Source organism: Marinobacter sp. R17 (assembly GCF_003789045.1).
Taxonomy (GTDB): domain Bacteria; phylum Pseudomonadota; class Gammaproteobacteria; order Pseudomonadales; family Oleiphilaceae; genus Marinobacter_A; species Marinobacter_A mangrovi.
This window is the reverse complement of the sequence record NZ_RHGZ01000005.1, coordinates 126,688-147,307: the sequence shown is the minus strand read 5'-3', so window position 1 is coordinate 147,307 and position 20,620 is coordinate 126,688. Positions and strand designations below refer to the sequence as shown.

General features: G+C 61.9%; 16 protein-coding genes. 12 read left to right on the top strand and 4 right to left on the bottom strand.

What is annotated here, in order from left to right; all coding sequences use genetic code 11:
* Positions 1-169: 169 nt before the first annotated feature.
* Entirely contained in the window at positions 170-931 is a 762-nt protein-coding gene (locus tag EB809_RS05820) for a substrate-binding periplasmic protein (RefSeq protein ID WP_123633877.1), read from the top strand.
* 200 nt (positions 932-1,131) lie between these two features.
* Entirely contained in the window at positions 1,132-1,884 is a 753-nt protein-coding gene (locus EB809_RS05815) for a substrate-binding periplasmic protein (protein WP_123633876.1), read from the top strand.
* A gap of 183 nt (positions 1,885-2,067) precedes the next feature.
* On the opposite strand, the gene EB809_RS05810 is transcribed toward EB809_RS05815, so the two are convergent.
* From EB809_RS05810 to EB809_RS05800, 3 genes are all read right to left on the bottom strand, one after another.
* A complete protein-coding gene (locus tag EB809_RS05810) occupies positions 2,068-2,604 on the bottom strand; it encodes a hypothetical protein (RefSeq protein WP_223807831.1) in 537 nt (178 codons plus the stop codon).
* 4 nt (positions 2,605-2,608) lie between these two features.
* The gene (locus EB809_RS05805; protein WP_123633875.1) at positions 2,609-3,253 is read right to left on the bottom strand and encodes a hypothetical protein; all 645 of its coding nucleotides are present in this window, start codon (positions 3,251-3,253) and stop codon (positions 2,609-2,611) included.
* A 442-nt stretch (positions 3,254-3,695) separates the two neighbouring features.
* Positions 3,696-5,516, bottom strand: a complete 1,821-nt coding sequence (locus EB809_RS05800) for an acyl-CoA dehydrogenase C-terminal domain-containing protein (RefSeq protein WP_123633874.1) — start codon at positions 5,514-5,516, stop codon at positions 3,696-3,698.
* A 377-nt stretch (positions 5,517-5,893) separates the two neighbouring features.
* On the opposite strand from EB809_RS05800, the gene EB809_RS05795 reads away from it, so the two are divergent.
* Genes EB809_RS05795 through EB809_RS05785 form a run of 3 tightly spaced genes read left to right on the top strand, consistent with a single transcriptional unit; the run spans position 5,894 to position 10,718 of the window.
* A complete protein-coding gene (locus EB809_RS05795) occupies positions 5,894-6,406 on the top strand; it encodes a DUF3833 domain-containing protein (protein WP_223807830.1) in 513 nt (170 codons plus the stop codon).
* 54 nt (positions 6,407-6,460) lie between these two features.
* Positions 6,461-7,558 (top strand): efflux RND transporter periplasmic adaptor subunit, encoded by a 1,098-nt coding sequence (locus EB809_RS05790; protein ID WP_123633872.1) that lies wholly within the window; start codon positions 6,461-6,463, stop codon positions 7,556-7,558.
* A gap of 10 nt (positions 7,559-7,568) precedes the next feature.
* Complete coding sequence (locus tag EB809_RS05785) at positions 7,569-10,718, top strand: efflux RND transporter permease subunit (protein WP_123633871.1); 3,150 nt, start codon at positions 7,569-7,571, stop codon at positions 10,716-10,718.
* A 5-nt stretch (positions 10,719-10,723) separates the two neighbouring features.
* On the opposite strand, the gene EB809_RS05780 is transcribed toward EB809_RS05785, so the two are convergent.
* Positions 10,724-11,980 (bottom strand): EAL domain-containing protein, encoded by a 1,257-nt coding sequence (locus EB809_RS05780; protein ID WP_123633870.1) that lies wholly within the window; start codon positions 11,978-11,980, stop codon positions 10,724-10,726.
* A 441-nt stretch (positions 11,981-12,421) separates the two neighbouring features.
* Between EB809_RS05780 and EB809_RS05775 the strand changes: the two genes are divergently transcribed.
* From EB809_RS05775 to atpB, 7 genes are all read left to right on the top strand, one after another.
* On the top strand, positions 12,422-14,302 hold the full coding sequence (locus EB809_RS05775) for an MFS transporter (protein ID WP_123633869.1): 1,881 nt from the start codon (positions 12,422-12,424) through the stop codon (positions 14,300-14,302).
* Between the two features lie 340 nt (positions 14,303-14,642).
* Positions 14,643-16,526: a tRNA uridine-5-carboxymethylaminomethyl(34) synthesis enzyme MnmG gene (gene mnmG / locus EB809_RS05770; RefSeq protein WP_123633868.1), complete on the top strand. Its 1,884-nt coding sequence runs from the start codon at positions 14,643-14,645 to the stop codon at positions 16,524-16,526.
* Positions 16,523-17,179, top strand: a complete 657-nt coding sequence (rsmG, locus tag EB809_RS05765) for a 16S rRNA (guanine(527)-N(7))-methyltransferase RsmG (RefSeq protein WP_123633867.1) — start codon at positions 16,523-16,525, stop codon at positions 17,177-17,179. The genes mnmG and rsmG overlap by 4 nt, the downstream gene beginning before the upstream one ends.
* A gap of 2 nt (positions 17,180-17,181) precedes the next feature.
* Positions 17,182-17,976: a ParA family protein gene (locus EB809_RS05760; protein WP_123633866.1), complete on the top strand. Its 795-nt coding sequence runs from the start codon at positions 17,182-17,184 to the stop codon at positions 17,974-17,976.
* Between the two features lie 50 nt (positions 17,977-18,026).
* On the top strand, positions 18,027-18,905 hold the full coding sequence (locus tag EB809_RS05755) for a ParB/RepB/Spo0J family partition protein (RefSeq protein WP_123633865.1): 879 nt from the start codon (positions 18,027-18,029) through the stop codon (positions 18,903-18,905).
* A gap of 325 nt (positions 18,906-19,230) precedes the next feature.
* Positions 19,231-19,656, top strand: a complete 426-nt coding sequence (locus EB809_RS05750) for an ATP synthase subunit I (protein ID WP_123633864.1) — start codon at positions 19,231-19,233, stop codon at positions 19,654-19,656.
* A 10-nt stretch (positions 19,657-19,666) separates the two neighbouring features.
* The gene (atpB, locus tag EB809_RS05745; RefSeq protein WP_123633863.1) at positions 19,667-20,593 is read left to right on the top strand and encodes a F0F1 ATP synthase subunit A; all 927 of its coding nucleotides are present in this window, start codon (positions 19,667-19,669) and stop codon (positions 20,591-20,593) included.
* The last annotated feature ends 27 nt before the right edge of the window (positions 20,594-20,620 follow it).

The window sequence follows — 20,620 nt, the reverse complement described above, 5'->3', positions numbered from 1 at the left end:
AATGGCTCGGGTGGCACCAGGATTGCCCATAAATTCAATATGTTATCTTGTGTAACCGGCCCTGTGTCCGGAAAAAGCCTGTGGCCGGGCGGGGTTACGTCAATCCACTGAAAGTGGCTTGGTCTGTGCAAAGCGTTTGTGAATGTGATGCACCCTGGAGAACCACGTCATGGGCAAGATACTCGCTTTCTGCTCGCTACTGCTTTCCCTGGTCCTGCCAATGGCCGGCCTGCAGGCCGCCGACAAGGATCCGGTCAAGCTGTACCTCTACACTGAAAATTTCCCGCCCTACAACATGAGCGGGTCCGGACGGGCCTTCGAACACGATCGGGACCATATCGACGGCCTGTGTACCGAAATGGTCAAGGCGATCATGGCGCACACCGACCTGGAATACCGCATGAAGCTGAGAACCTGGGACTACGGCTACAAGCGGGTGCTCGACCACAAGAATCACGGCCTGTTCTGCACCACCCTCACCGATGACCGCAAGCCGCTGTTCAAGTGGGTTGGACCGCTGACCAACAACCTGTGGACCATTTTCACCGCGGCCAATTCGAAGCTGAAGATCAACCGTCTGGACGACATCCGCGGGCTGACCATCGGCGGTTACCGCAACGACGTCAAAACCGTCTACCTGGAAAAGCACGGCTTCAAAGTGTCGCAGCTGGACAGCGACGACCTGAATCCCAAGCGCCTGGAGCTGGGGCAGATCGATGTCTGGATCGGAGACCGTCTGGCGGGTCCGTACGTGGCCTCCCAGCAGGATGTGGAGGGGCTCATTCCGGCCTATTCCTTCAACAAGACGGAACTCTACCTGGCGATGAATCCGGACACCTCCGATGCCGTCGTCCAGAAATTGCAGGACGGCCTGAAAGCCATCCACGAGAACGGCATGTACCAGGCCATCGAAGACAAGTACGGACTGTAGCGACGGCACTGCCTGCTGGTTCATTCGTGAAACGGAATTAACTTATTGATTCAGCGGGTTATTTTCTGTTTGCTTTACAAAAACGAACAGCGTAACCAACGAAGAGCAACCCCAGAGTAAGGTAGACTTTCCGCCGATTTATAATCCGGACGGACCGGGAGCGGTTCGCCAAAAAACACAATCGACGGAGAGGTTCCCCGATGCGCAACGTGCTCGCCCTGTGCCTGTTCGCCCTGACTCTGGTGTCATCCGCCGGCGTCCAGGCGGCAGATCCCGACAAGCTGTATTTCTACACCGAGAACTTCCCTCCCTATAACATGAGCGCCTCGGGTCGTGCGTTCGAGCATAAGCGTGAGGACATCGACGGTATTTGTGCCGAAATGGTCAAGGCCCTGATGGCCCAGACGGATCTGAAATACCGTATGAAGCTGCGGAACTGGGACTATGGTTATAACCGCGTCCTGGAGAAGAAGAACCACGGTATTTTCTGCACCACCTACACCGAGGATCGTGCGCCCCTGTTCAAGTGGGTCGGACCGCTCACCCATAACTTGTGGACGATCTTTGCCCGCGCCGACAGCAACATCAAGATGGACAGCCTGGAAGACGCCAAAGGCAAAACCATCGGCGGCTACCGGGGTGACGTCATGACCGAGTACCTGCTCAAGCGTGGTTACACCGTGTCCCAGTTGGACAGCGACGACCTGAACCCGAAACGCCTCGAGCTGGGCCAGATCGACCTGTGGATTGCCGACCGCCTGGCCGGCCCCTACTTCGCATCCCAGCAGGATGTGGAAGGTCTGAAGCCGGTGTACTCCTTCAACAAGACCGACCTGTACCTGGCGATCAACAAATCCACGCCGGACGCGGTCGTCGAAAAGATGAAGGAAGGGCTGAAGAAGATTCACGAGAACGGCATGTACGAGGCCATCGAGGACAAGTACGGTCTCTGATCAGCCGGCGCTATAGTTGATAAAGGCACCCGGGGCGATTCGGGTGCCTTTTTTGTGTGTGCGTTGAGGTGTCGGTTACGGCACGCAACCGGTCGATTGGCCCTGTGAATAACCCTATGAACGCCTTTCCAGGGGCGGGTTTGCTTCACTTTTCCACAAGCTTCGCCAAGTTTGGAGACTGACTTATTGCGTCAGTTCATTAACCCGGGCGGGGCTGCCGACGTAGAGGCTGGTGGAGAGGCGATCCCGTGGGCCGCCTTTGCGGACAATGCTGTGGATGGAAATGACCGCTGGCGTCCCGTCGCGGGTGTAGCGCACCAGGTGACCGGCGGCGTCTTCGTCACGGGTACGTGCCTGCTCCTGGCGCTGCCAGCTGTCTCCCAGGCACTGACTCACCGCGCGATCGGCTTTCTCCCAGCGGGCGTCGGCCACTTCGACGTTGGGCGCGTTGGCGGTACACACATAGGCGGCATCGGCCTGGTTCCAGGCCCAGATTTCGCAATGGCCTTCGATGAGCTCCCGCTTGGCGGCATAGATCGTGAGCAGGTTGAATTGATTGGCTTTGCCACGAAAATCGGAGAAGCCGCTGGAGTAATCCGCCACCACCGCTTTCAGATCCGTACAGGGATCGTTGCTGCCCAGGGTCAGGGACTGGCTGGAACAGCCGGCCAGGGTGCCGGCAACCAGCATTGAAAGAACGCCGTTACGCAGGTTGATCATCGGTTCACTCGCTGTGACTGATATCTTGGTTGAGGACTTCCGCCACCGCCACGGCATAGTCCCGGGCGGCCTGTTGCAGCGAGCCCGGGTTGACGGTGTTGGAGTAGAGTTCCCAGACCGGTTCGCCGGTGTCCACGTCGAACAGGGTGGTCTTCAGGACGTAGACCTTGCGCTCCTGGTAGTAGCCCGGTGCGACCGTAGTATCCATGTAAGTCTGGGCATGGGCGCCGACGCCGACCACCATGGGTTTCTGGATCACCTGCGTCGGCACGTAGTTCTTTTCTTCGTCCTTGCGCACCAACGTGGTCACCAGGATACCGTCGGCCCCCGCCCGGGACGCCAGGTCCGTGACAGTTGCCGTCAACTTATCCACATCCCCCCAGGGCAGGTCGTCGTCGGCCAGGCGAGAGACCTGAAACCCCCGATCGATCAATTTTTCCGCCAGGGTGCGCTCGATGGTGACCCGGTATTCCTGATTGGCCGTGACGGCCAGGGTGATGAGGTCCTCGTACCGACCTTCGGGATGAGCTTCGGTTTTTTTCTGGGTGACGGATGTGGTGGATGGAGGCGGAGAGGATGCACAGCCGATCAGGGCAACGGTTGCCCAGAGAGTCACTAACGCGGCTGCGACAGAGCGGAGTCTGGTCATGGTCTGTATCCCTACATGCACGATAACGGACCGGCCAAACCGATCCTGTGATTTGCCTTGTGCCGGCCTGCCGGGTCACTGCCCATCCCTCTCGGCACTGTATGAGGGGCTGGTGTGGCAAAGCCCTCGTCAACATCACTACAGGATCATTATGGCGATTCGCCGATGTCCATCGTGACCACCGGTCACATTTTCGAGCATAGCAGGGAAGGACGGGGTGCGCGCGTGGGGAGGGGCTGACCACCCTGGCTTTATTCGAGGGGGCGAACGCTGGCTGTGGATAACCGGAGTGCGTCGGTCGAACCACCGCAGAGGGCGCTCCAGGCAGGTGGGCTAAAAGGGCTGAGTGAGCCGGCGGTCGCAGGAACAGGTTTCACCTCTCGATTTCACAACGAAAAATCCCGGCCGGAGCCGGGATCAAAAGGCCTGAAGAGCCGATAAATCAGTCGGTAAACGCCATGTGCTCGGCATCCAGCTGCATCAGGTTGCGGGTGGGCGAGAGCATGCTGGTGGCATGGGCCTGCGCCCGCGGCAGCAGACGGTCGTAGTAGAACTCCGCGGTGGCCAGCTTGGCCTCGTAGAAGGCCTCGGATTCCTCGCCGCCGTTCTCCAGCTTGTCCGCCGCCACGACCGCCATGCGGGCCCACATGTAGGCCATGGTGACGTAGCCGCTGAACATCAGGAAGTCGTGGGCGGCGGCGCTGATCATGTCACGGTCCTTGCGGGCGTTGAGCATCAGACGCACCGTCAGCACGTTCCACTGGGCGGCCAGCTTCAGCAGTTCCCAGGCGTAGGGGCGCAGCTTCTTGTTGGTGACGTGCTTGCGCGCGAAGTTGGAGATGCGCAGGGTGAACTCGCGCACGGCCCCGCCCTGGGTCATCAACATCACCTTGCGGCCCAGCAGGTCGAGGGCCTGGATGCCGGTGGTGCCCTCGTAGAGGGTGGCGATCTTGGTGTCGCGCACGATCTGCTCCATGCCGTGCTCGCGAATGTAACCGTGGCCACCGAAGACCTGCACGCCCAGGTTGGCCGCCTCGTAGCCCATCTCCGTCAGGAAGCCCTTGAGGATCGGGGTCAGGAAGCCGAGCTTGTCGTCGTAGGTCTCTGCTTTCTTATCGTCCCCTTCCAGGTGACCCTCGACCATATGGTCGGCCAGGCGCGCCGAGTAATAGAGCATGGCGCGGCCGCCCTCGGCGATCGCCTTCTGGGTCAGCAGCATGCGCCGCACGTCGGCATGGTGGATCAGGCTGTCCGCCACCTGATCCGGTTCCTTCTTGCCGGACAACGCGCGCATGGAGCGCCGCTCTTTGGCGTACTCAAGCGCCCATTGATAGGACAGCTCGGCCGGACCGACGCCCTGGATGGCGGTGCCGATGCGGGCGGTGTTCATGAAGGTGAACATGCAGTTCAGGCCTTCGTTTTCCGGACCGATCAGGAAGCCTTTGGCGTCGTCGAAGTTCATGACGCAGGTGGCCGAGGCCTTGATCCCCATCTTCTTCTCAAGGCTGCCGCAGGTGACGCCGTTACGCTCACCCACGCCGCCGCTGGCGTCCGGCAGGAACTTGGGCACGATGAACAGGGAAATGCCCCGGGTGCCTTTCGGCGCGTCCGGCAGGCGGGCGAGGACCACGTGGACGATATTCTCGGTCAGGTCGTGGTCGCCGGAGGAAATGAAGATCTTGGTGCCGGTGACCTTGTAGGAGCCGTCCGCCTGGGGCTCGGCTTTGGTCTTCACCTGGCCCAGGTCGGTACCGCACTGGGGCTCTGTCAGGCACATGGTGCCGCCCCAGCGGCCTTCGGTCAGCGGTACCAGGTAGGTTGCCTTCTGCTCATCGCTGCCGTGCAGCTGGATGGTGTTCATCGCGCCGAGAGATAGGCCCGGGTACATGCTGAACGGCCAGTTGGCGGTGCCCATCATTTCCTGCTTGAGCAGGCCCATGGAAGCAGGCAGGCCCTGGCCACCCAGTTCTTCCGGTGCGGACAGACCCTGCCAGCCGCCCATCATGTACTGCTGGTAGGCCTCCTTGTAGCCGCTGGGCGTGGTGACGTCTCCATCCTCCAGCTTGCAGCCTTCCTCGTCGCCGCTCTGGTACAGCGGGCTCAGCACTTCCTCACAGAACTTGCCGCACTCGGTCAGGACGGCGTCGACAATGTCCGGCGTGGCGTTCTCTCCCGCCTTCAGGGACGCGTAGTGCTTCGGGTAGTCGAACACGTCGTTGAGCAGAAACTTCATGTCGCGCAGGGGCGCCTTGTACGTCGGCATAGCATCACCTCTGAAATCGGTACAGCTCGAAAGCTCGGCGCGGTCAGGATGACCGGCAGTTGCTGCACGTTGTACGACAATCGCCAGAGGCTGCCATTGACGAAAAGCGCCTGGGGGTCTGTCGGATTAGCCAATTGGCTGAAATGACGGAAGGGTGTCAGGAGCCGCCGCCTCCGGGTCATGTGGGGCATGGCGGCCAATCGTTGACCTCAATCTCTTGGCCTTGAATGACAATTTCTGCGCGCTGGTCCGTCTGTGGCGACGGGGCGTATGAGCCTGGTAACCCGTTTTAACCGACAACAGGTAGGAAGATCATGCAAAGTAGGTGGAAGTTGCGTTCCCACAGTAGCCTCCCGGGTCTGATCGGCGTAATTTTGATGGGAGTCATCCTGGCGGGTTGCGCCGGTCCGTCCCTGACCGATTACAGCGATCGCACGCCGACCCTGGAGCCGCGCACGTTCTTCGACGGCACCCTGTCGGCCCGAGGCATCGTCAAGGATTTCGGCGGCGAAGTGATCCGCACCTTCGATGCGGACATCCAGGCCAGCTGGAACGGGCAGGGCGTGGGCACGCTGGATGAGACCTTCCGGTTTGATGACGGCGAAATCCAGACCCGCACCTGGACGTTGACGCCGGTGGAGGGTGGCTATCGAGCGACCGCCGGCGATGTGGTGGAGCCGGGGCTGATGCAGTGGCAGGGCAATGCGATTCACATGAATTACGTGCTGCGGGTGCCCTATGACGACGATACCATCGACGTGCGCCTGGATGACTGGATGTACGCGGTGACGGACGACACCGTCATCAACCAGACGCGGATGAGTAAGTGGGGCGTCAAAGTGGGGGAACTGGTCCTGGTGATTCGCCGCGAGCCGGCAAGTAACCAGTAGCCGACGATTTCGACAACGCGGGGCACCGACCCCGATCAGGGCATGGAGAGAACCATGGGGAAGCAGGTGGCGATTGCCCTGCTGGTGCTGATTCTGGCCGGTGGGGCGACCGGCGGTTTCATGTGGATGCAGCAACAGAAGGCGGCAACCGCGATGGACCAGCCCCGGCCGGCCACTAAGGTCAACGTGGTCCATCCGCGCATGGCGGAAGTGCAGGACGTGGTGGAGGCGGTGGGCACGCTCCAGGCCCGCGAGGACATCATGATCACCGCCGAGGTCAGTGGCCGCATCGTAGAGCTGAACTTCGACCCGGGCAAACCGGTCCGCAAGGGGCAGTTGCTGGTGCAGCTGGACGATCGTCAGGCCCGGGCCGATTTGCAGGTGGCCCAGGCCCAGCTGCAGGACGCCCGCACCAAGTTCAACCGGGCGTCGCGGTTGCAGTCCAACAACAGCATCTCCCAGTCCCAGGTGGATGAGCTGCGCACCGCCCTGAGCGTGGCCGAAGCCCAGAAGGCGGCGGCGGAAGTGCGGCTGGAGAATCACCGCATCGAAGCGCCGTTTGCCGGCGTGGTTGGTCTGCGCAACATCAGCGTGGGCGCCTACCTGGAAGCGGGTGACAGCATCGCGACCCTGGATGCGGTGGATCCGATGGAACTCGCGTTTTCCATTCCCGAGCGTTACCTGGGCCAGATCAGTCTGGGCCAGCCCCTGCAGTCCAGCACCGCGGCCTATCAGGGCAAGTCCTTCGACGGTCGCCTGGCGGAGCTGGATTCCCGCCTCAATCCGCTGAGTCGCGCACTGCCGGTCAAAGCGCTGATCAGCAACCCCGACGGCCTGCTGCGGCCGGGCCTGTTCATGGCGGTGTCGCTGACGCTGGACACCCGGCGCGCGCTGGTGATTCCCGAGCAGGCGATCATGACCCGCGGCGACACCCAGTATGTGTTTACAGCGGTGGACGGCACGGCGCGACGCCAGATCCTCAATCTGGGTACCCGATCACCGGGCCGGGTCGAGGTCATCAGCGGCCTGGCCGAAGACGACGCCGTGGTGATCACCGGCCAGGACCGGCTCAGCAGCGGCGATGCCCTGGACGTGCTGGAAGGCGGCGCCAACCTGATCGGCGGCGACTGGCCCGACCGACGGGAAGGATGAGTAGCCATCCATGATCCTGTCCGACGTCTCCATCAAACGGCCGGTTTTTGCGACGGTCATCAGCTTGCTGATCCTGGTCTTCGGCCTGGCGGCATTGCGGGGTCTGCCGGTGCGCGAGTATCCGGACATCGACCCGCCCGAAGTCTCCATTTCCACCGACTACACCGGGGCTGCCGCGGAAGTGGTCGATACCCAGATCACCCAGGTGATCGAGGGCGCCATCAGCGGCGTTGAGGGGATCCGTTCGATCGAGTCCAGTACCGAGCAGGGGGAATCCCGCACCTCCATTGAGTTCACCACCTCGCGGGACATCGATGTCGCCGCCAACGACGTGCGCGATGCAGTGGCCCGGGTGGTAGACGAACTGCCGGAAGAGGCCCACGCGCCGGTTATCCGCAAGGCGGATTCCGACGCCCGGCCGATGATGTGGGTGACCCTGCAGAGTGACGAATGGGACTCCGCCCAGCTTACCGACTTTGCCGAACGGGTGCTGGTGGACCGGTTGTCCGTACTCGACGGTGTGGCGGACGTGCGCATCGGCGGGGAGCGCCGCTACGCCATCCGCGTCTGGCTCGACCGGGAGAAACTGGCTTCGCGCAACATTACCGTGGCGGAGGTGGAAGCGGCCCTGCGGGCCAACAACGTGGAGCTGCCGGCGGGCTCGATCGAATCCAACACCCGGGATTTCACCGTGCGGGCCGAGGGGCGTTTATCCACGGTGGGCGAATTCCGCAATATGGTGATCCGCCGGGACGGCAACGACCTGCTGCGCCTGGGTGAGGTGGCCAATGTGGTGATGGGCGTGGAATCGGACACCAGCCGACTGCGGGCCAACGGTCGCACCGCAATCGGCATGGGCATCATCCGCCAGTCCAAGGCCAATACCGTGGCCGTATCGGATCGGGTGCGGGCCGAGATGGAGAAAATCCGCGAGACCCTGCCGCCGGAAGTCAGTATTCGCCAGAGCTACGACGAATCCATCTTCATCCGCGCCTCCATCAAGGAGGTGATGTTCACCCTGGGCATTGCCATTGCACTGGTGATCCTGGTGATCTTCCTGTTCCTGCGCTCCTGGCGCGCGACCCTGATTCCGGCGGTGACCATCCCGGTCGCCGTGATCGGTGCCTTTATCGGGCTGGGGATCATGGGCTTTTCCATCAACGTCCTGACGCTGCTGGCGATCATCCTGGCGATCGGCCTGGTGGTGGACGATGCCATCGTCATGCTGGAGAACATCCAGCGCCGTATCGATCTGGGCGAGCCGCCCCTGCTGGCTGCGTATTTTGGTGCCCGTCAGGTGGCCTTTGCGGTCATCGCCACGACGCTGACGCTGGTGGCGGTGTTTGTGCCCATTTCCTTCATGGGCGGCAACATCGGTCGCCTGTTCAGCGAATTCGGGTTTACCCTCGCCAGCGCGGTGATCGTCTCCAGCATCGTGGCGCTGACCCTGACGCCCATGCTCTGTTCCAAGTGGCTCAAGCACAGCCCGGTCAGTGCCGAGGGGCATCGCCTCTGGGCGGCGTCGGAGAAGGTATTCGGCGGGTTGAACCGGGGCTACGAACGGCTGCTGCGCTTTTCGCTGCGCCAACCCGGCCTGCTGCTGGGGCTGGGTTTGGCGGGTATCCTGCTGTCGGCGGTGATCTTCCCCAGCCTGCCGCAGGAGCTGGCACCGACCGAGGACCGGGGCGTTATCATCATGCCCACCAAGGCGCCGCGGGGGTCGACGGTGGAATACACCGATCAGCAGGTGAAGCAGATCGAGCAGCGCCTGCTGCCCTACATTGACGAGGGCGCGGCGGACCGGCTGCTGTCCATCACCGGCTTTCGCGATGAAGCGGACAACGCCTTCCTGATCATGGGCCTGACCCCCTGGGATCAGCGAGACATCAAACAGCAGGCGCTGACGGCTGAAATCGGACCCAAGCTGAAAGAGGTACCCGGTGTGCGGTCCGTGGCCGTGAATCCGCCCGGTCTGGGTCAGCGGGGCTTCAATCAGCCGATCGAGTTCGTCATCGGCGGGCCGGATTACGACACGGTGCAGCGCTGGAGCGAGGAAATCCTGGAACGGGCCAAGGAGAATCCCAGCCTGCAGAACCTGGAAACGGATTTCGAACTGACCCGGCCGGAGCTACGGGTGACCCTGGACCGGGAGCGGGCGGCGGACCTGGACGTGACCGTGCAGGACGTGGGCTCCACCCTGCAGACCATGCTGGCCTCGCGGCAGGTGACCACCTACCTGGATCGCGGTCGCGAATACGACGTGATCCTGCAGGCCGCCGACGCCGACCGGGCCACGCCCACCGACCTGAGCAACATCTTCCTGCGGCCCCGGGCCGGCGGTGACCTGATCCCGCTCGGCGCGCTGGTGAACCTGCAGGAGATCGGCGCCAACCCCGACCTGCGGCGCATCGACCGGCTGCCGGCGGTGGTGATCAGCGGCTCCCTGGCACCGGGGTATGACCTGGGCTCGGCGCTGAGCTACATGAACCAGCTGGCTGTGAATAACCTGCCGCCGGAAGCCCGCATCAGTTACAAGGGGCTGAGCCGGGAGTTTGTGGACTCGTCCAATGCGATCTACGTCACCTTCATCCTGGCGTTCGTCATCGTCTTCCTGGTGCTGGCGGCCCAGTTCGAAAGCTGGATCCATCCGCTGATCATCATGCTGTCGGTGCCCCTGGCCGTGACCGGTGCGCTGATTGCACTGGCCCTCTCGGGGATCAGCCTGAACATCTACAGTCAGATCGGGATCATCATGCTATTAGGGTTGATGGCGAAAAATGGCATCCTGATCGTGGAATTTGCCAACCAGTTGCGGGATGAAGGCTACAGTGTCCACGACGCCATCGTGGAAGGCGCGATCCTGCGCTTCCGCCCGGTGCTGATGACGACCATTTCCACGATTTTCGGGGCCGTTCCCCTGGTGATTGCCACCGGAGCCGGGGCCGAGAGTCGGGCGGCCATCGGTGTGGTGGTGCTGGGTGGCCTGATCTTCGCCACCACGCTGACGCTGTTCATTATCCCGGTGCTCTACAGCCTGATTGCCCGCTTCGCCAAATCCGCCAATACGGTGGATCGGGAGCTGCAGGACGAACTCAACCGACTGGGCCGCTCCGGTGCGGTGGCCGGTGGCGCCGAAGCCCCGCGCCGGGATAAGGCCTGAGCGCGTCAGAGGCTGTCGGGGAAGGCCAGCTGACCGTCAAACAGGGCGTCCGGATGGATGTCGACGCAGAACACCTGGGTGCCGCCGCCGCGTGAGATGCAGGCCGATAGGGTCACGGTGCGTATGGCGTCGGGCAGGGCCACGTAGGGGCGACAGACGTTGATCCGGTGCGGCCGTTCCAGGGCCTGGCGGAAATAGTCCCGATGGGACCAGCAGGCACCGCTGGACTGGTAGAGCGGGTTGAAATAGACGTCTCGGCGGACGTGATTCTTGCTCGCCAACCCACCCTGCTGGATGCCCGCCTGGTCCAGCAGGAAACAGCGTTGCACGCCGTCCTGGGCCAGCAGTTGTCCGCATGCCGCCGCCAGGTCTCCGCCGTGGGACAATCCGTGGCAGGCATCCAGCAGTGACGCCCGCAATTGACGCAGATAATCGCCGTGCTGGTCGCTGTTGCGCCGGCTGTGCTGGCGATAACTGGCCAGGTGGCGGCTAAAATCCAGTTCCGGCGCATTTCTTGGCTTGCCCAACACCTCCGGGCGGCCGAACAGGAACCCCTGCAACAGATCCGCCTCGGTGGCCAGGGCAATCCGCGCCTGGGCGGGCGTTTCGATGCCCTCGATCAGCACCAGGCTGCCGCTTTCCCGAATCATGCTGACCAGACCATTGAGAAGCTGGCGCGCCCGGAGGTGGCTCTCCGCGTTCACCAGCAGGCTGCGGTCGATCTTGATGATCAGCGGCTCCAGCTGCCACACCCGCTCGAAGTTGGAATCGCCGATGCCGAAGTCGTCGATGGCGATCTGGAACCCCCGTTCCCGGGCCAGGTGGATAAAGTCCAGCAAGCGGGCCTGATCGTCGGTGGCCGTCTCCACCACCTCCAGCACCACCTGCTCCGGGTGCAGCCCCTGGCTCTGGCAGACGCGGTCGAGATGGGCCATGGCTTGCGCCGGTTGCACGCAGGTGGTGGGCGTGATGTTCAGGAACAGCCAGGTGGATGGCGCATGGCGGGCGAACTGCCGCAGGTGAAGGGACTGCAGCTGACGGTCGAGGGAGGCCACGGCATCGGCCTTTTCGGCCAGCTTGAACACCTCAGGGGGCGACACGGGCTGTTCGTCGTAGCGACCCCGCATCAGCGCCTCGTAGCCCACCAACCGTTGATGGGTCGGACTGAAGATGGGCTGGAACGCTGAGCTGAACTCAATGTCCGCAAGCCGATGGGGGCGGCGTCCACATTGGGCTCTGTTGAAAGATGCGATGTTCGGCATGGGGCCTCTTGTCTGGGCTGAATGGTGTCGTGCTGGGGCACGACCGCCCGGCCGGACACGGACCGGCAGTGGCACTCCATCGCGTTGATAACGGGTCGCTCGCAACCGTCCCTGGTGGGGTGCCATAACCCCTTTACGCAAGCCACCGGTGATTGATCTGCCATGGAATGAATGCGAATCCTGTGCCATTTCGTTAATAAACTGACGCATACTTCATTATTGGCGCGTCAAATAAGGATCGATCTCCCGGATCCTGTGCGACTGGACAGATATTGTGAGCAGAGATGGTGCAATTGCCCCGAATCAGGGCGTTTTGATGAAAGCCGTATCGCCGTATCTTGCGCAGGGTCGGGGCTTGGCGCAGACTTTTCCGTTGATCGACAAAATGGACTTTCCCGGCCGGCGAAAGAGAACGATAACCGAATAAGGACGAATTCGACGATGGCAGACCAGAGCCAGTTCCGGTTACTGGGACAGCGGCGTTATTTGCCGTTTTTCCTGGTGCAGTTCCTGGGGGCGCTCAACGACAACTTCTTCAAGAATGCCCTGCTGTTCATGATCACCTATGGGTTGGCGCGGGGGCTGCTGGGGTTGCCGACCGATGTGGCGGTCAATCTCGCCGCCCTGCTGTTTATCCTGCCCTTCGTCCTGTTCTCCGGCATCGCCGGCGAAATTGCGGACAAGTACGATAAGGCGTTGGTGATCCGCCGGGTCAAGCTGGCGGAGATCGCCATCATGCTGGTCGCGGCTGTTGGCCTTTGGCTGGGCTGGTATGCGTTGATGCTGGGGCTGCTGTTCCTGATGGGCGCGCAGTCCACCTTCTTCGGACCGGTGAAGTACGCCATCCTGCCGCAGGTGCTGGCGGACGACGAACTGGTTGGCGGCAACGCGCTGGTGGAGATGGGCACGTTCGTGGCCATACTGCTGGGCATGCTGGCGGCCGGGGTCGTCATGGGTCTGGGCGCTGCCGAGCATTGGGTGGCGCTGGGTGTTCTGGTGATGGCAGTGCTTGGCTATCTGGCGGCCCGGAAAGTGCCGTCGGCCCCGTCGGCGGTGCCGGAGATGCCTCTCAAGTGGCAGCCGCTACGCCAGACCTGGGCGCTGATCCGCATCGCCCGGGAAAACCACGCGGTGTTCCAGAGCGTGCTGGCCATTTCCTGGTTCTGGTTCCTGGGGGCCGCCTACCTGACCCAGTTCCCCAATTTCGCCAAAGTGGTCCTGTTGGGGGACGAGTCCGTGGTCACCCTGTTGCTGGCGGTGTTCATCGTCGGGATCGCCCTGGGCTCCATGCTCTGCGAAAAGCTGTCCGGCCATCGGGTGGAGCTGGGCATCGTGCCGATCGGTTCGCTGGGCCTGAGCCTGTTCGGCGTGGATCTCTATTTCAGCGTGCCGGCGGCGCCGGTCCAGTCGGACTGGTGGGTCCTCCTGACCCATCACGAAGGCCTGCGGGTGCTGGTCGACCTGCTCGGTGTGGGCCTGTTTGGCGGCTTCTTCATTGTGCCGCTGTACGCGTTCGTGCAACAGGAATCGGAGCCGGGCAAGCGGGCCCGGGTCATCGCCGCCCTGAACGTCATCAACGCGCTGTTCATGGTGGTAAGTGCGCTGGTCGGGGCGTTGATGCTGGGCCCGCTGGGCCTGTCGATTCCCGAATTCCTGCTGGTCCTGTCGATCGCCAATCTGGTGGTGGCGGGGTACGTCTACAGCCAGGTGCCGGAGTTTGCCCTGCGTTTCATCATCTGGTGCCTGTCCCACACGATTTACCGGGTTCGCCATGAGGGGCTGGAGCATATTCCGGAAGAAGGACCGGCCGTCCTCGTCTGTAATCACGTGTCCTACATGGACGCGCTGGTGATTGCCGGGGCGGTCAAGCGTCCGGTGCGTTTCGTAATGGATGACCGGATTTTCAACCTGCCGTTGATCGGCGGGTTTTTCCGCTTGGCTCAGACAATTCCGATCGCCCCGCGCAGCAAGAAGCCGGAGGTGTATCACGCGGCCATGGACAAGGTGGCGGAGGAGCTGGCGGCGGGTCATCTGGTGTGCATCTTCCCGGAAGGCAAGCTGACCACCGATGGCGAGATCGACCAGTTCCGCCAAGGCATCGAGACGCTGGTGGAACGCTCGCCCGTCCCGGTGGTGCCCATGGCGTTGCAGGGCCTCTGGGGTAGCGTATTCAGCCACAAGGGCGGCGCGGCCGGAACGCACCCGCCCAAACGCTTCTGGTCCCGGATCGGACTGGTGGCCGGTCCCATCTGGTCGCCGGAGCAGGTGAGCGCCGAAGGATTGGAAGCGACTGTCCGTGACCTGCGGGGCGGTCAGGCATGACCGGTTGCGGAAAATCCCTAGAACCTGTGGATAAGTTTATGAATAACCCGGGGGTAGCTTTGGGATACCTTTTCACAGGTTCTTTTAAATCAATCGGTTAAGTGGTTTAAGATGCATTTTAGGACTTGACCGCAATGTGGATAAGTGTTTTGAAAACTTTTCTGAGGAGTGCCATCCAAACGGCTGACGGATAAGAATTTTTCTCAAAAAGTGGAACAAGCTCGGTGCCAACAATCAGGGCACTGCCAGGGGTGGTTAAAAATTATTCATCGCCCCTGCAAATTTTTCCCTGTAACCGGTATACTTCTGCCCCATTTTTCTATGTCGCTTGAGGTGTACTGTGGAATTCCCGGATCGTTTCGATGTCATCGTAATCGGCGGCGGCCATGCCGGTACCGAGGCTGCCCTGGCGGCGGCGCGGATGGGATCCCGTACGCTGCTGCTGACCCACAATATTGAAACCCTGGGTCAGATGTCCTGCAACCCCGCCATCGGCGGGATTGGCAAGAGCCATCTGGTCAAGGAAATCGATGCCCTGGGCGGCGCCATGGCGCAGGCCACCGACCGCGCCGGCATCCAGTTCCGGGTGCTCAACTCCCGTAAAGGCCCGGCCGTCAGGGCGACCCGGGCGCAGGCTGACCGCGTCCTGTACAAGGCGGCCATTCGCGAAGTGCTTGAGAACCAGCCCAACCTGACCATCTTCCAGCAGGCCGCCGATGACCTGATCGTCGAGGGCGATCAGGTGCGCGGCGTCGTGACCCAGACCGGGATCCGCTTTAACGCAGCCAACGTGGTGCTGACCACGGGTACTTTCCTGGGCGGCGTTATCCACATGGGCCTGAAGAACCACGCCGGTGGTCGCGCCGGGGATCCGCCCGCGATTGCCCTGGCCCAGCGTCTGCGCGAGCTGCCGTTCAACGTGGGTCGCCTGAAGACCGGCACACCGCCGCGCATCGACAGCCGCTCTGTGGACTTCTCCGTCATGCAGGAGCAGTGGGGCGACGACCCGACGCCGGTCATGTCCTTCATGGGCTCCCGCGACCAGCACCCGCAGCAGGTGTGCTGCTACGTCACGCGCACCACCGAGGAAACCCACGACATCATCCGCAGTGGCTTTGACCGCTCGCCGATGTTTGCGGGTGATATCGAAGGTGTGGGGCCGCGCTACTGCCCGTCCATCGAGGACAAGGTGAACCGGTTCGCGGACAAGGACTCGCACCAGATCTTCGTCGAGCCGGAAGGCCTGACCGTCAACGAGTTGTACCCCAACGGCATCTCCACCAGTCTGCCGTTCGACATCCAGCTCAAGGCGGTGCGTTCGATTCCGGGCTTCGAGAACGCCCACATCACGCGGCCGGGTTACGCCATCGAGTACGATTACCTGAACCCGCAGGACCTGCGCCACACGCTGGAAACCAAGTTCATTGGCGGGCTCTACTTTGCCGGTCAGATCAACGGCACCACCGGCTACGAAGAAGCGGGCGCCCAGGGACTGCTGGCGGGCATCAACGCCGCGCTGCGCGCGCAGGAGAAAGACGCCTGGTACCCGCGCCGGGACGAGGCTTACCTCGGCGTTCTGGTGGATGACCTGATCACCATGGGCACCTCCGAGCCGTACCGGATGTTCACCAGCCGGGCGGAATACCGCCTGATCCTGCGCGAGGACAACGCCGACCTGCGCCTGACCGAAACCGGCCACAAGCTGGGCCTGGTGGACGAGGCGCGCTGGCAACAGTTCAACGCCAAGCGCGATGCGATCGGGGTTGAGCGTCAGCGTCTGGACAAGACCCACGTGCATCCGAATACGCCGGAAGCCGAGCGGGCCAACCGGTACCTGAACAAGCCGCTGCAGAAAGAGCATACCCTGGCCGATCTGCTGCGTCGGCCGGAAATCGTCTATTCGCACATTGCCGAGATCAGCGGCGAGCAGGCCGAGGAAATCGTGGCCGGTCAGGTCGAGATCGAAGTGAAGTACGAAGGCTACATCTCGCGCCAGGAAGCGGAGATCGATCGCCTGCGTCGTAACGAGAACCTGCCGCTGCCGGTGGATCTGGACTACGATGCGGTGGGCGGCCTGTCCAACGAGATCAAGCAGAAGCTCAAGGACGTGCGGCCGGAAACGGTAGCCCAGGCGTCGCGGATCCAGGGCGTGACCCCGGCGGCGATTTCCCAGTTGCTGGTGCACCTCAAGAAGCGTGACCTGCTGCGCAAGCAATCCGCATGAGTCAGGGTATTCCGGCCAACTGGCCGTCCCAGCTGGATAGCGGCCTGGCGGCCCTGGCGCTGGACCTGTCCGATGCCACCCGGGAACGCCTGCTGGCGTTTCTGGGTCTGTTGCAGAAATGGAACCGGGCCTACAATCTGACGGCCGTCCGCGAGCCGGATCAGATGGTGTCCCGACAACTGCTCGACAGCCTGGCGATCCTGCCTTACGTACAGGCCTCTTCTATCCTGGACGTGGGCGCCGGCGGGGGCCTGCCGGGCATTCCGATGGCCATCGCCTGTCCGGATCGCCACATCACCCTGCTGGACAGCAACAGCAAGAAGACGCGATTCCTGACACAATGCGTGCTGGAACTCGGGCTGGACAACGTCGAGGTCGTGCATGCGCGGGCCGAAGATTACCAACCGGACCAGCCTTTCCAGCAGATCACCTCGCGGGCGTTTACGGCCCTGGCGAACCTGGTGACCTGGTGCGGTCATCTGCTGGCGGATGAGGGGCAGTTCCTGGCCATGAAGGGCCAGTTCCCGGAAGATGAGCTGGCGGCTTTGCCCTCCGACTGGCGACTGCGCGAGGATGTTGCGCTGTCGATTCCAGGTTGTGATGGGGCACGTCACTTGCTTATCATTGATCGCGTTCGGACGACAGGAGGCTAACCATGGCGCGCATTATCGCGGTGACCAACCAGAAGGGCGGTGTGGGCAAGACCACCACCTGCGTCAATCTGGCCGCCTCCCTCAGCGCCACCAAGCGCCGCGTCCTGCTGGTGGACATGGATCCGCAGGGGAACGCCACCATGGGCAGCGGCGTGGACAAGAACGCGCTGGCCCTGTCCGGCTACGACGTGCTTACCAAGCGTCAGTCGGCGGCGGACGTGATCATCCTCGCCGAAGCCTCCGGTTTCGACATCCTGCCAGCCAACGGTGACCTGACCGCGGCGGAAGTCGAGCTGATGAACGAGATCGGCCGCGAGCACCGGCTGCGCCTGCAGCTCAATAGCGTCCGCGATCGCTACGACTACATTCTGGTGGATTGCCCGCCGTCGCTGAACCTGCTGACCGTCAACGCCCTGTCGGCCGCGGACAGCGTGCTGATTCCCATGCAGTGCGAGTACTACGCGCTGGAAGGGCTGGCCGCGCTGATGAACACCGTGGAGCAGATCCAGGAAACGGTGAATCCGGACCTCGTTCTCGAAGGCATCCTGCGGACCATGTACGATCCACGCAACAGCCTGACGCTGGATGTTTCGGCCCAGCTCAACGAATATTTCGGCGACAAGGTCTACAAGGCGGTCATCCCGCGGAACGTACGCCTGGCCGAAGCGCCCAGTTACGGGGTACCGGCGCTCAAGTACGACCGGGCCTCCAAGGGGGCGATTGCCTACCTGGCCCTGGCCGGTGAAATGGTCCGGCGTAACGGACAGCAGCGTCAGAGCCAGCCGGTGGCGGTCTGACACTTCCCGGCACACAGTTTCGATAACACTCATAAAGAATGACGGATACGATGGCGGCGAAAAAGCGAGGATTGGGTGAGCGCGGACTGGGAGCGCTGCTGGCAGGCTCCAAGGTCAATCTCGACCGGGAAGAGCTGAGCGAGCACGACGGTGAACTGCGGGAAATTCCCGTGGACCTCATCCAGCGCAGCCGCTATCAGCCGCGCCGAGACATGGACCAGGCGGCCCTGCAGGAACTGGCAGACTCCATTCGCCAGCAGGGCGTGATGCAGCCGGTTGTGGTGCGCCCGTTGTCGGAAGGCCGCTTCGAGCTGATCGCCGGTGAACGCCGTTGGCGGGCGGCGCAGCTGGCCGAGCTGGACCAGATCCCGGCCATCATCCGCGATGTGCCGGACGAAGCCGCCATCGCCATGGCGCTGATCGAGAACATCCAGCGCGAAAACCTCAACCCCATCGAGGAAGCCTTTGCCCTGCAGCGTCTGCAGGACGAATTCGGCCTGACCCAGGCCCAGGTGGCCGAAGCCGTCGGCAAGTCCCGCACCACCATCACCAACCTGCTGCGCCTGATCGGCCTGACCGAAGACGTACGCGTGATGCTGGAACACGGGGATCTGGAAATGGGGCACGGCCGGGCCATGCTGACCCTGCCGCCGGAGCTGCAATTGCAGGCGGCCCGCCACGTGGTGGCCAAATCCCTCTCCGTCCGTCAGACCGAAGCGCTGGTCCGCCGCCTCCAGCAGGAGGCCGAATCACCGAGCCGCGACAAAAAGTCGCAGGTGGATCCCAACATCCGTCGTCTGCAGGACGATCTCGCCGAGCGTTTAGGCGCTCGGGTGGCCATCAATCACGGCCAGAAAGGCAAAGGCAAACTCGTCATCGAGTACAGCAGCCTGGATGAGCTGGATGGCATCCTGGGTCATATCAAGTAACGCCTGATTCCGACGGGCATTTTCCTCCTCTTTTTTGTGATCGCCTGACCGCACGCAGTCATCGGCGTGGGTCTCGCTGTGCGTGTTTTTCGGTCAGCATCGGCGACGGTTACATCGAAAATATTGCACTAAAAAATGAATTTTAATGATGGATCACAATGGTTCGGAAAGGCGCCAGAACCAAGGAATTAGTGCCAAAGAAGGGCATTTTCCCTGCCCGATAACAGGGCGGGTTGTGTTGAACCCGGTTGAGTTAACACATATAATCCCGCTGCCTTGACAATAGAGGTTTATCAGCACCCGGCAGCGGCAGGTGGCGCGGAACATGAAAAACTGTTCTAACAACATTCCGGGTCGCCGGATGGACGCGACTCGACCACCGGTCCACCGATTGACATGGATACAGCTGTCCTTCACTGTCGCCATAGCCGGAGTTGGGTACCTGATCGCGGGACAAGTAGCCGGGTACTCCGGGCTGTTGGGCGGTTTGATCTATACGATTCCCAACGCCTTTTTTACAAAACAGGTTTTTGCCTATCGGCCGGCAAGGGCGATGGGCCACATTGTGCGCGCATTTTACTGGGGTGAAGTCGTCAAGTTGGCGCTCACGGCGCTTTTGTTTGCCGCCGTTTTCAAGTGGGTCCAGCCCCTGAATGCCGGGGTGTTGTTTCTGGCCTTTATCCTGGTACTGACAACGAATACATTGGCCCCGGCGCTGTGGGGCTCTAAATCTTTGAAAAATAGGGCTTGAGAGACTGAACATGGCAGGCGAAAGCGAAAACCTCACTGCGTCCAGTTATATCGATCACCACCTGACGAACCTGACATTCGGCCAGCTGCCGGCGGGCACGCGTCCCGGTCAGGACCAGGCTATCTGGACAATGGCGCACAACGGTGCAGAGGCCCAGCAGATGGGCTTTATGGCGATCCACGTCGATATGATGGGCTGGTCGCTGGTTCTGGGACTGATCTTCTTCCTGATGTTCCGCAAGGTCGCCAAGACGATGACCTCCGACACCCCGAGCGGATTCCAGAACTTCGTGGAAATGGTCGTGGACTTCGTCCAGGACAACGTCAAGAGCATGTTCCCCTACAAGAACCCGCTGGTCGCCCCGATGGCGCTGACCATTCTCGTGTGGGTTTTCCTGATGAACTTCATGGACTTGATCGCCGTCGACCTGCTGCCGTTTGTGGCGCAGCTGTTCGGTGAGCACGTCCTGGGTGCGGATCCGCACCACGTCTTCTTCAAGGTGGTGCCGTCCACCGACCCGAACGTGACCCTGGGTATGGCGTTCGACGTCTTCCTGCTGATCCTGTTCTTCAGCATTCGTGAGAAAGGCCTGGGCGGCTTTATTGGTGAGCTGACCCTGCATCCGTTCAGCAACAAGAACCCGATCGTTCAGGCGATTTTCATCCCGATCAACTTCGTCCTCGAATTCGTCAACATGATTGCCAAGCCGGTCTCACTGGGCCTGCGGTTGTTCGGCAACATGTACGCCGGCGAAATGATCTTTATCCTGATTGCCCTGATGTACAGTGCCGGTCCGGTTCTGGGCATCTTCGGTGGCGGCCTTCAGATTGTATGGGCTATGTTCCATATCCTGATCATCTCGCTGCAGGCGTTCATCTTCATGGTTCTGACCATCGTCTACATGTCGCAGTCTTTCGAGACCAGCGAGAGTCACTAAAAGTTTAAACCTAACCCAAGCTCAACC

Bases quoted from the DNA above. Each gene is read 5' to 3' on its own strand.
- atpB (WP_123633863.1), top strand. From the start codon at position 19,667: ATGGCAGGCGAAAGCGAAAACCTCACTGCGTCCAGTTATATCGATCAC.
- EB809_RS05805 (WP_123633875.1), bottom strand. From the start codon at position 3,253: ATGACCAGACTCCGCTCTGTCGCAGCCGCGTTAGTGACTCTCTGGGCA.
- EB809_RS05800 (WP_123633874.1), bottom strand. From the start codon at position 5,516: ATGCCGACGTACAAGGCGCCCCTGCGCGACATGAAGTTTCTGCTCAAC.
- EB809_RS05795 (WP_223807830.1), top strand. From the start codon at position 5,894: ATGGGAGTCATCCTGGCGGGTTGCGCCGGTCCGTCCCTGACCGATTAC.
- EB809_RS05750 (WP_123633864.1), top strand. From the start codon at position 19,231: ATGAAAAACTGTTCTAACAACATTCCGGGTCGCCGGATGGACGCGACT.
- EB809_RS05755 (WP_123633865.1), top strand. From the start codon at position 18,027: ATGGCGGCGAAAAAGCGAGGATTGGGTGAGCGCGGACTGGGAGCGCTG.
- EB809_RS05820 (WP_123633877.1), top strand. From the start codon at position 170: ATGGGCAAGATACTCGCTTTCTGCTCGCTACTGCTTTCCCTGGTCCTG.
- EB809_RS05785 (WP_123633871.1), top strand. From the start codon at position 7,569: ATGATCCTGTCCGACGTCTCCATCAAACGGCCGGTTTTTGCGACGGTC.
- EB809_RS05775 (WP_123633869.1), top strand. From the start codon at position 12,422: ATGGCAGACCAGAGCCAGTTCCGGTTACTGGGACAGCGGCGTTATTTG.
- rsmG (WP_123633867.1), top strand. From the start codon at position 16,523: ATGAGTCAGGGTATTCCGGCCAACTGGCCGTCCCAGCTGGATAGCGGC.
- EB809_RS05815 (WP_123633876.1), top strand. From the start codon at position 1,132: ATGCGCAACGTGCTCGCCCTGTGCCTGTTCGCCCTGACTCTGGTGTCA.
- EB809_RS05760 (WP_123633866.1), top strand. From the start codon at position 17,182: ATGGCGCGCATTATCGCGGTGACCAACCAGAAGGGCGGTGTGGGCAAG.
- EB809_RS05810 (WP_223807831.1), bottom strand. From the start codon at position 2,604: ATGATCAACCTGCGTAACGGCGTTCTTTCAATGCTGGTTGCCGGCACC.
- EB809_RS05780 (WP_123633870.1), bottom strand. From the start codon at position 11,980: ATGCCGAACATCGCATCTTTCAACAGAGCCCAATGTGGACGCCGCCCC.
- EB809_RS05790 (WP_123633872.1), top strand. From the start codon at position 6,461: ATGGGGAAGCAGGTGGCGATTGCCCTGCTGGTGCTGATTCTGGCCGGT.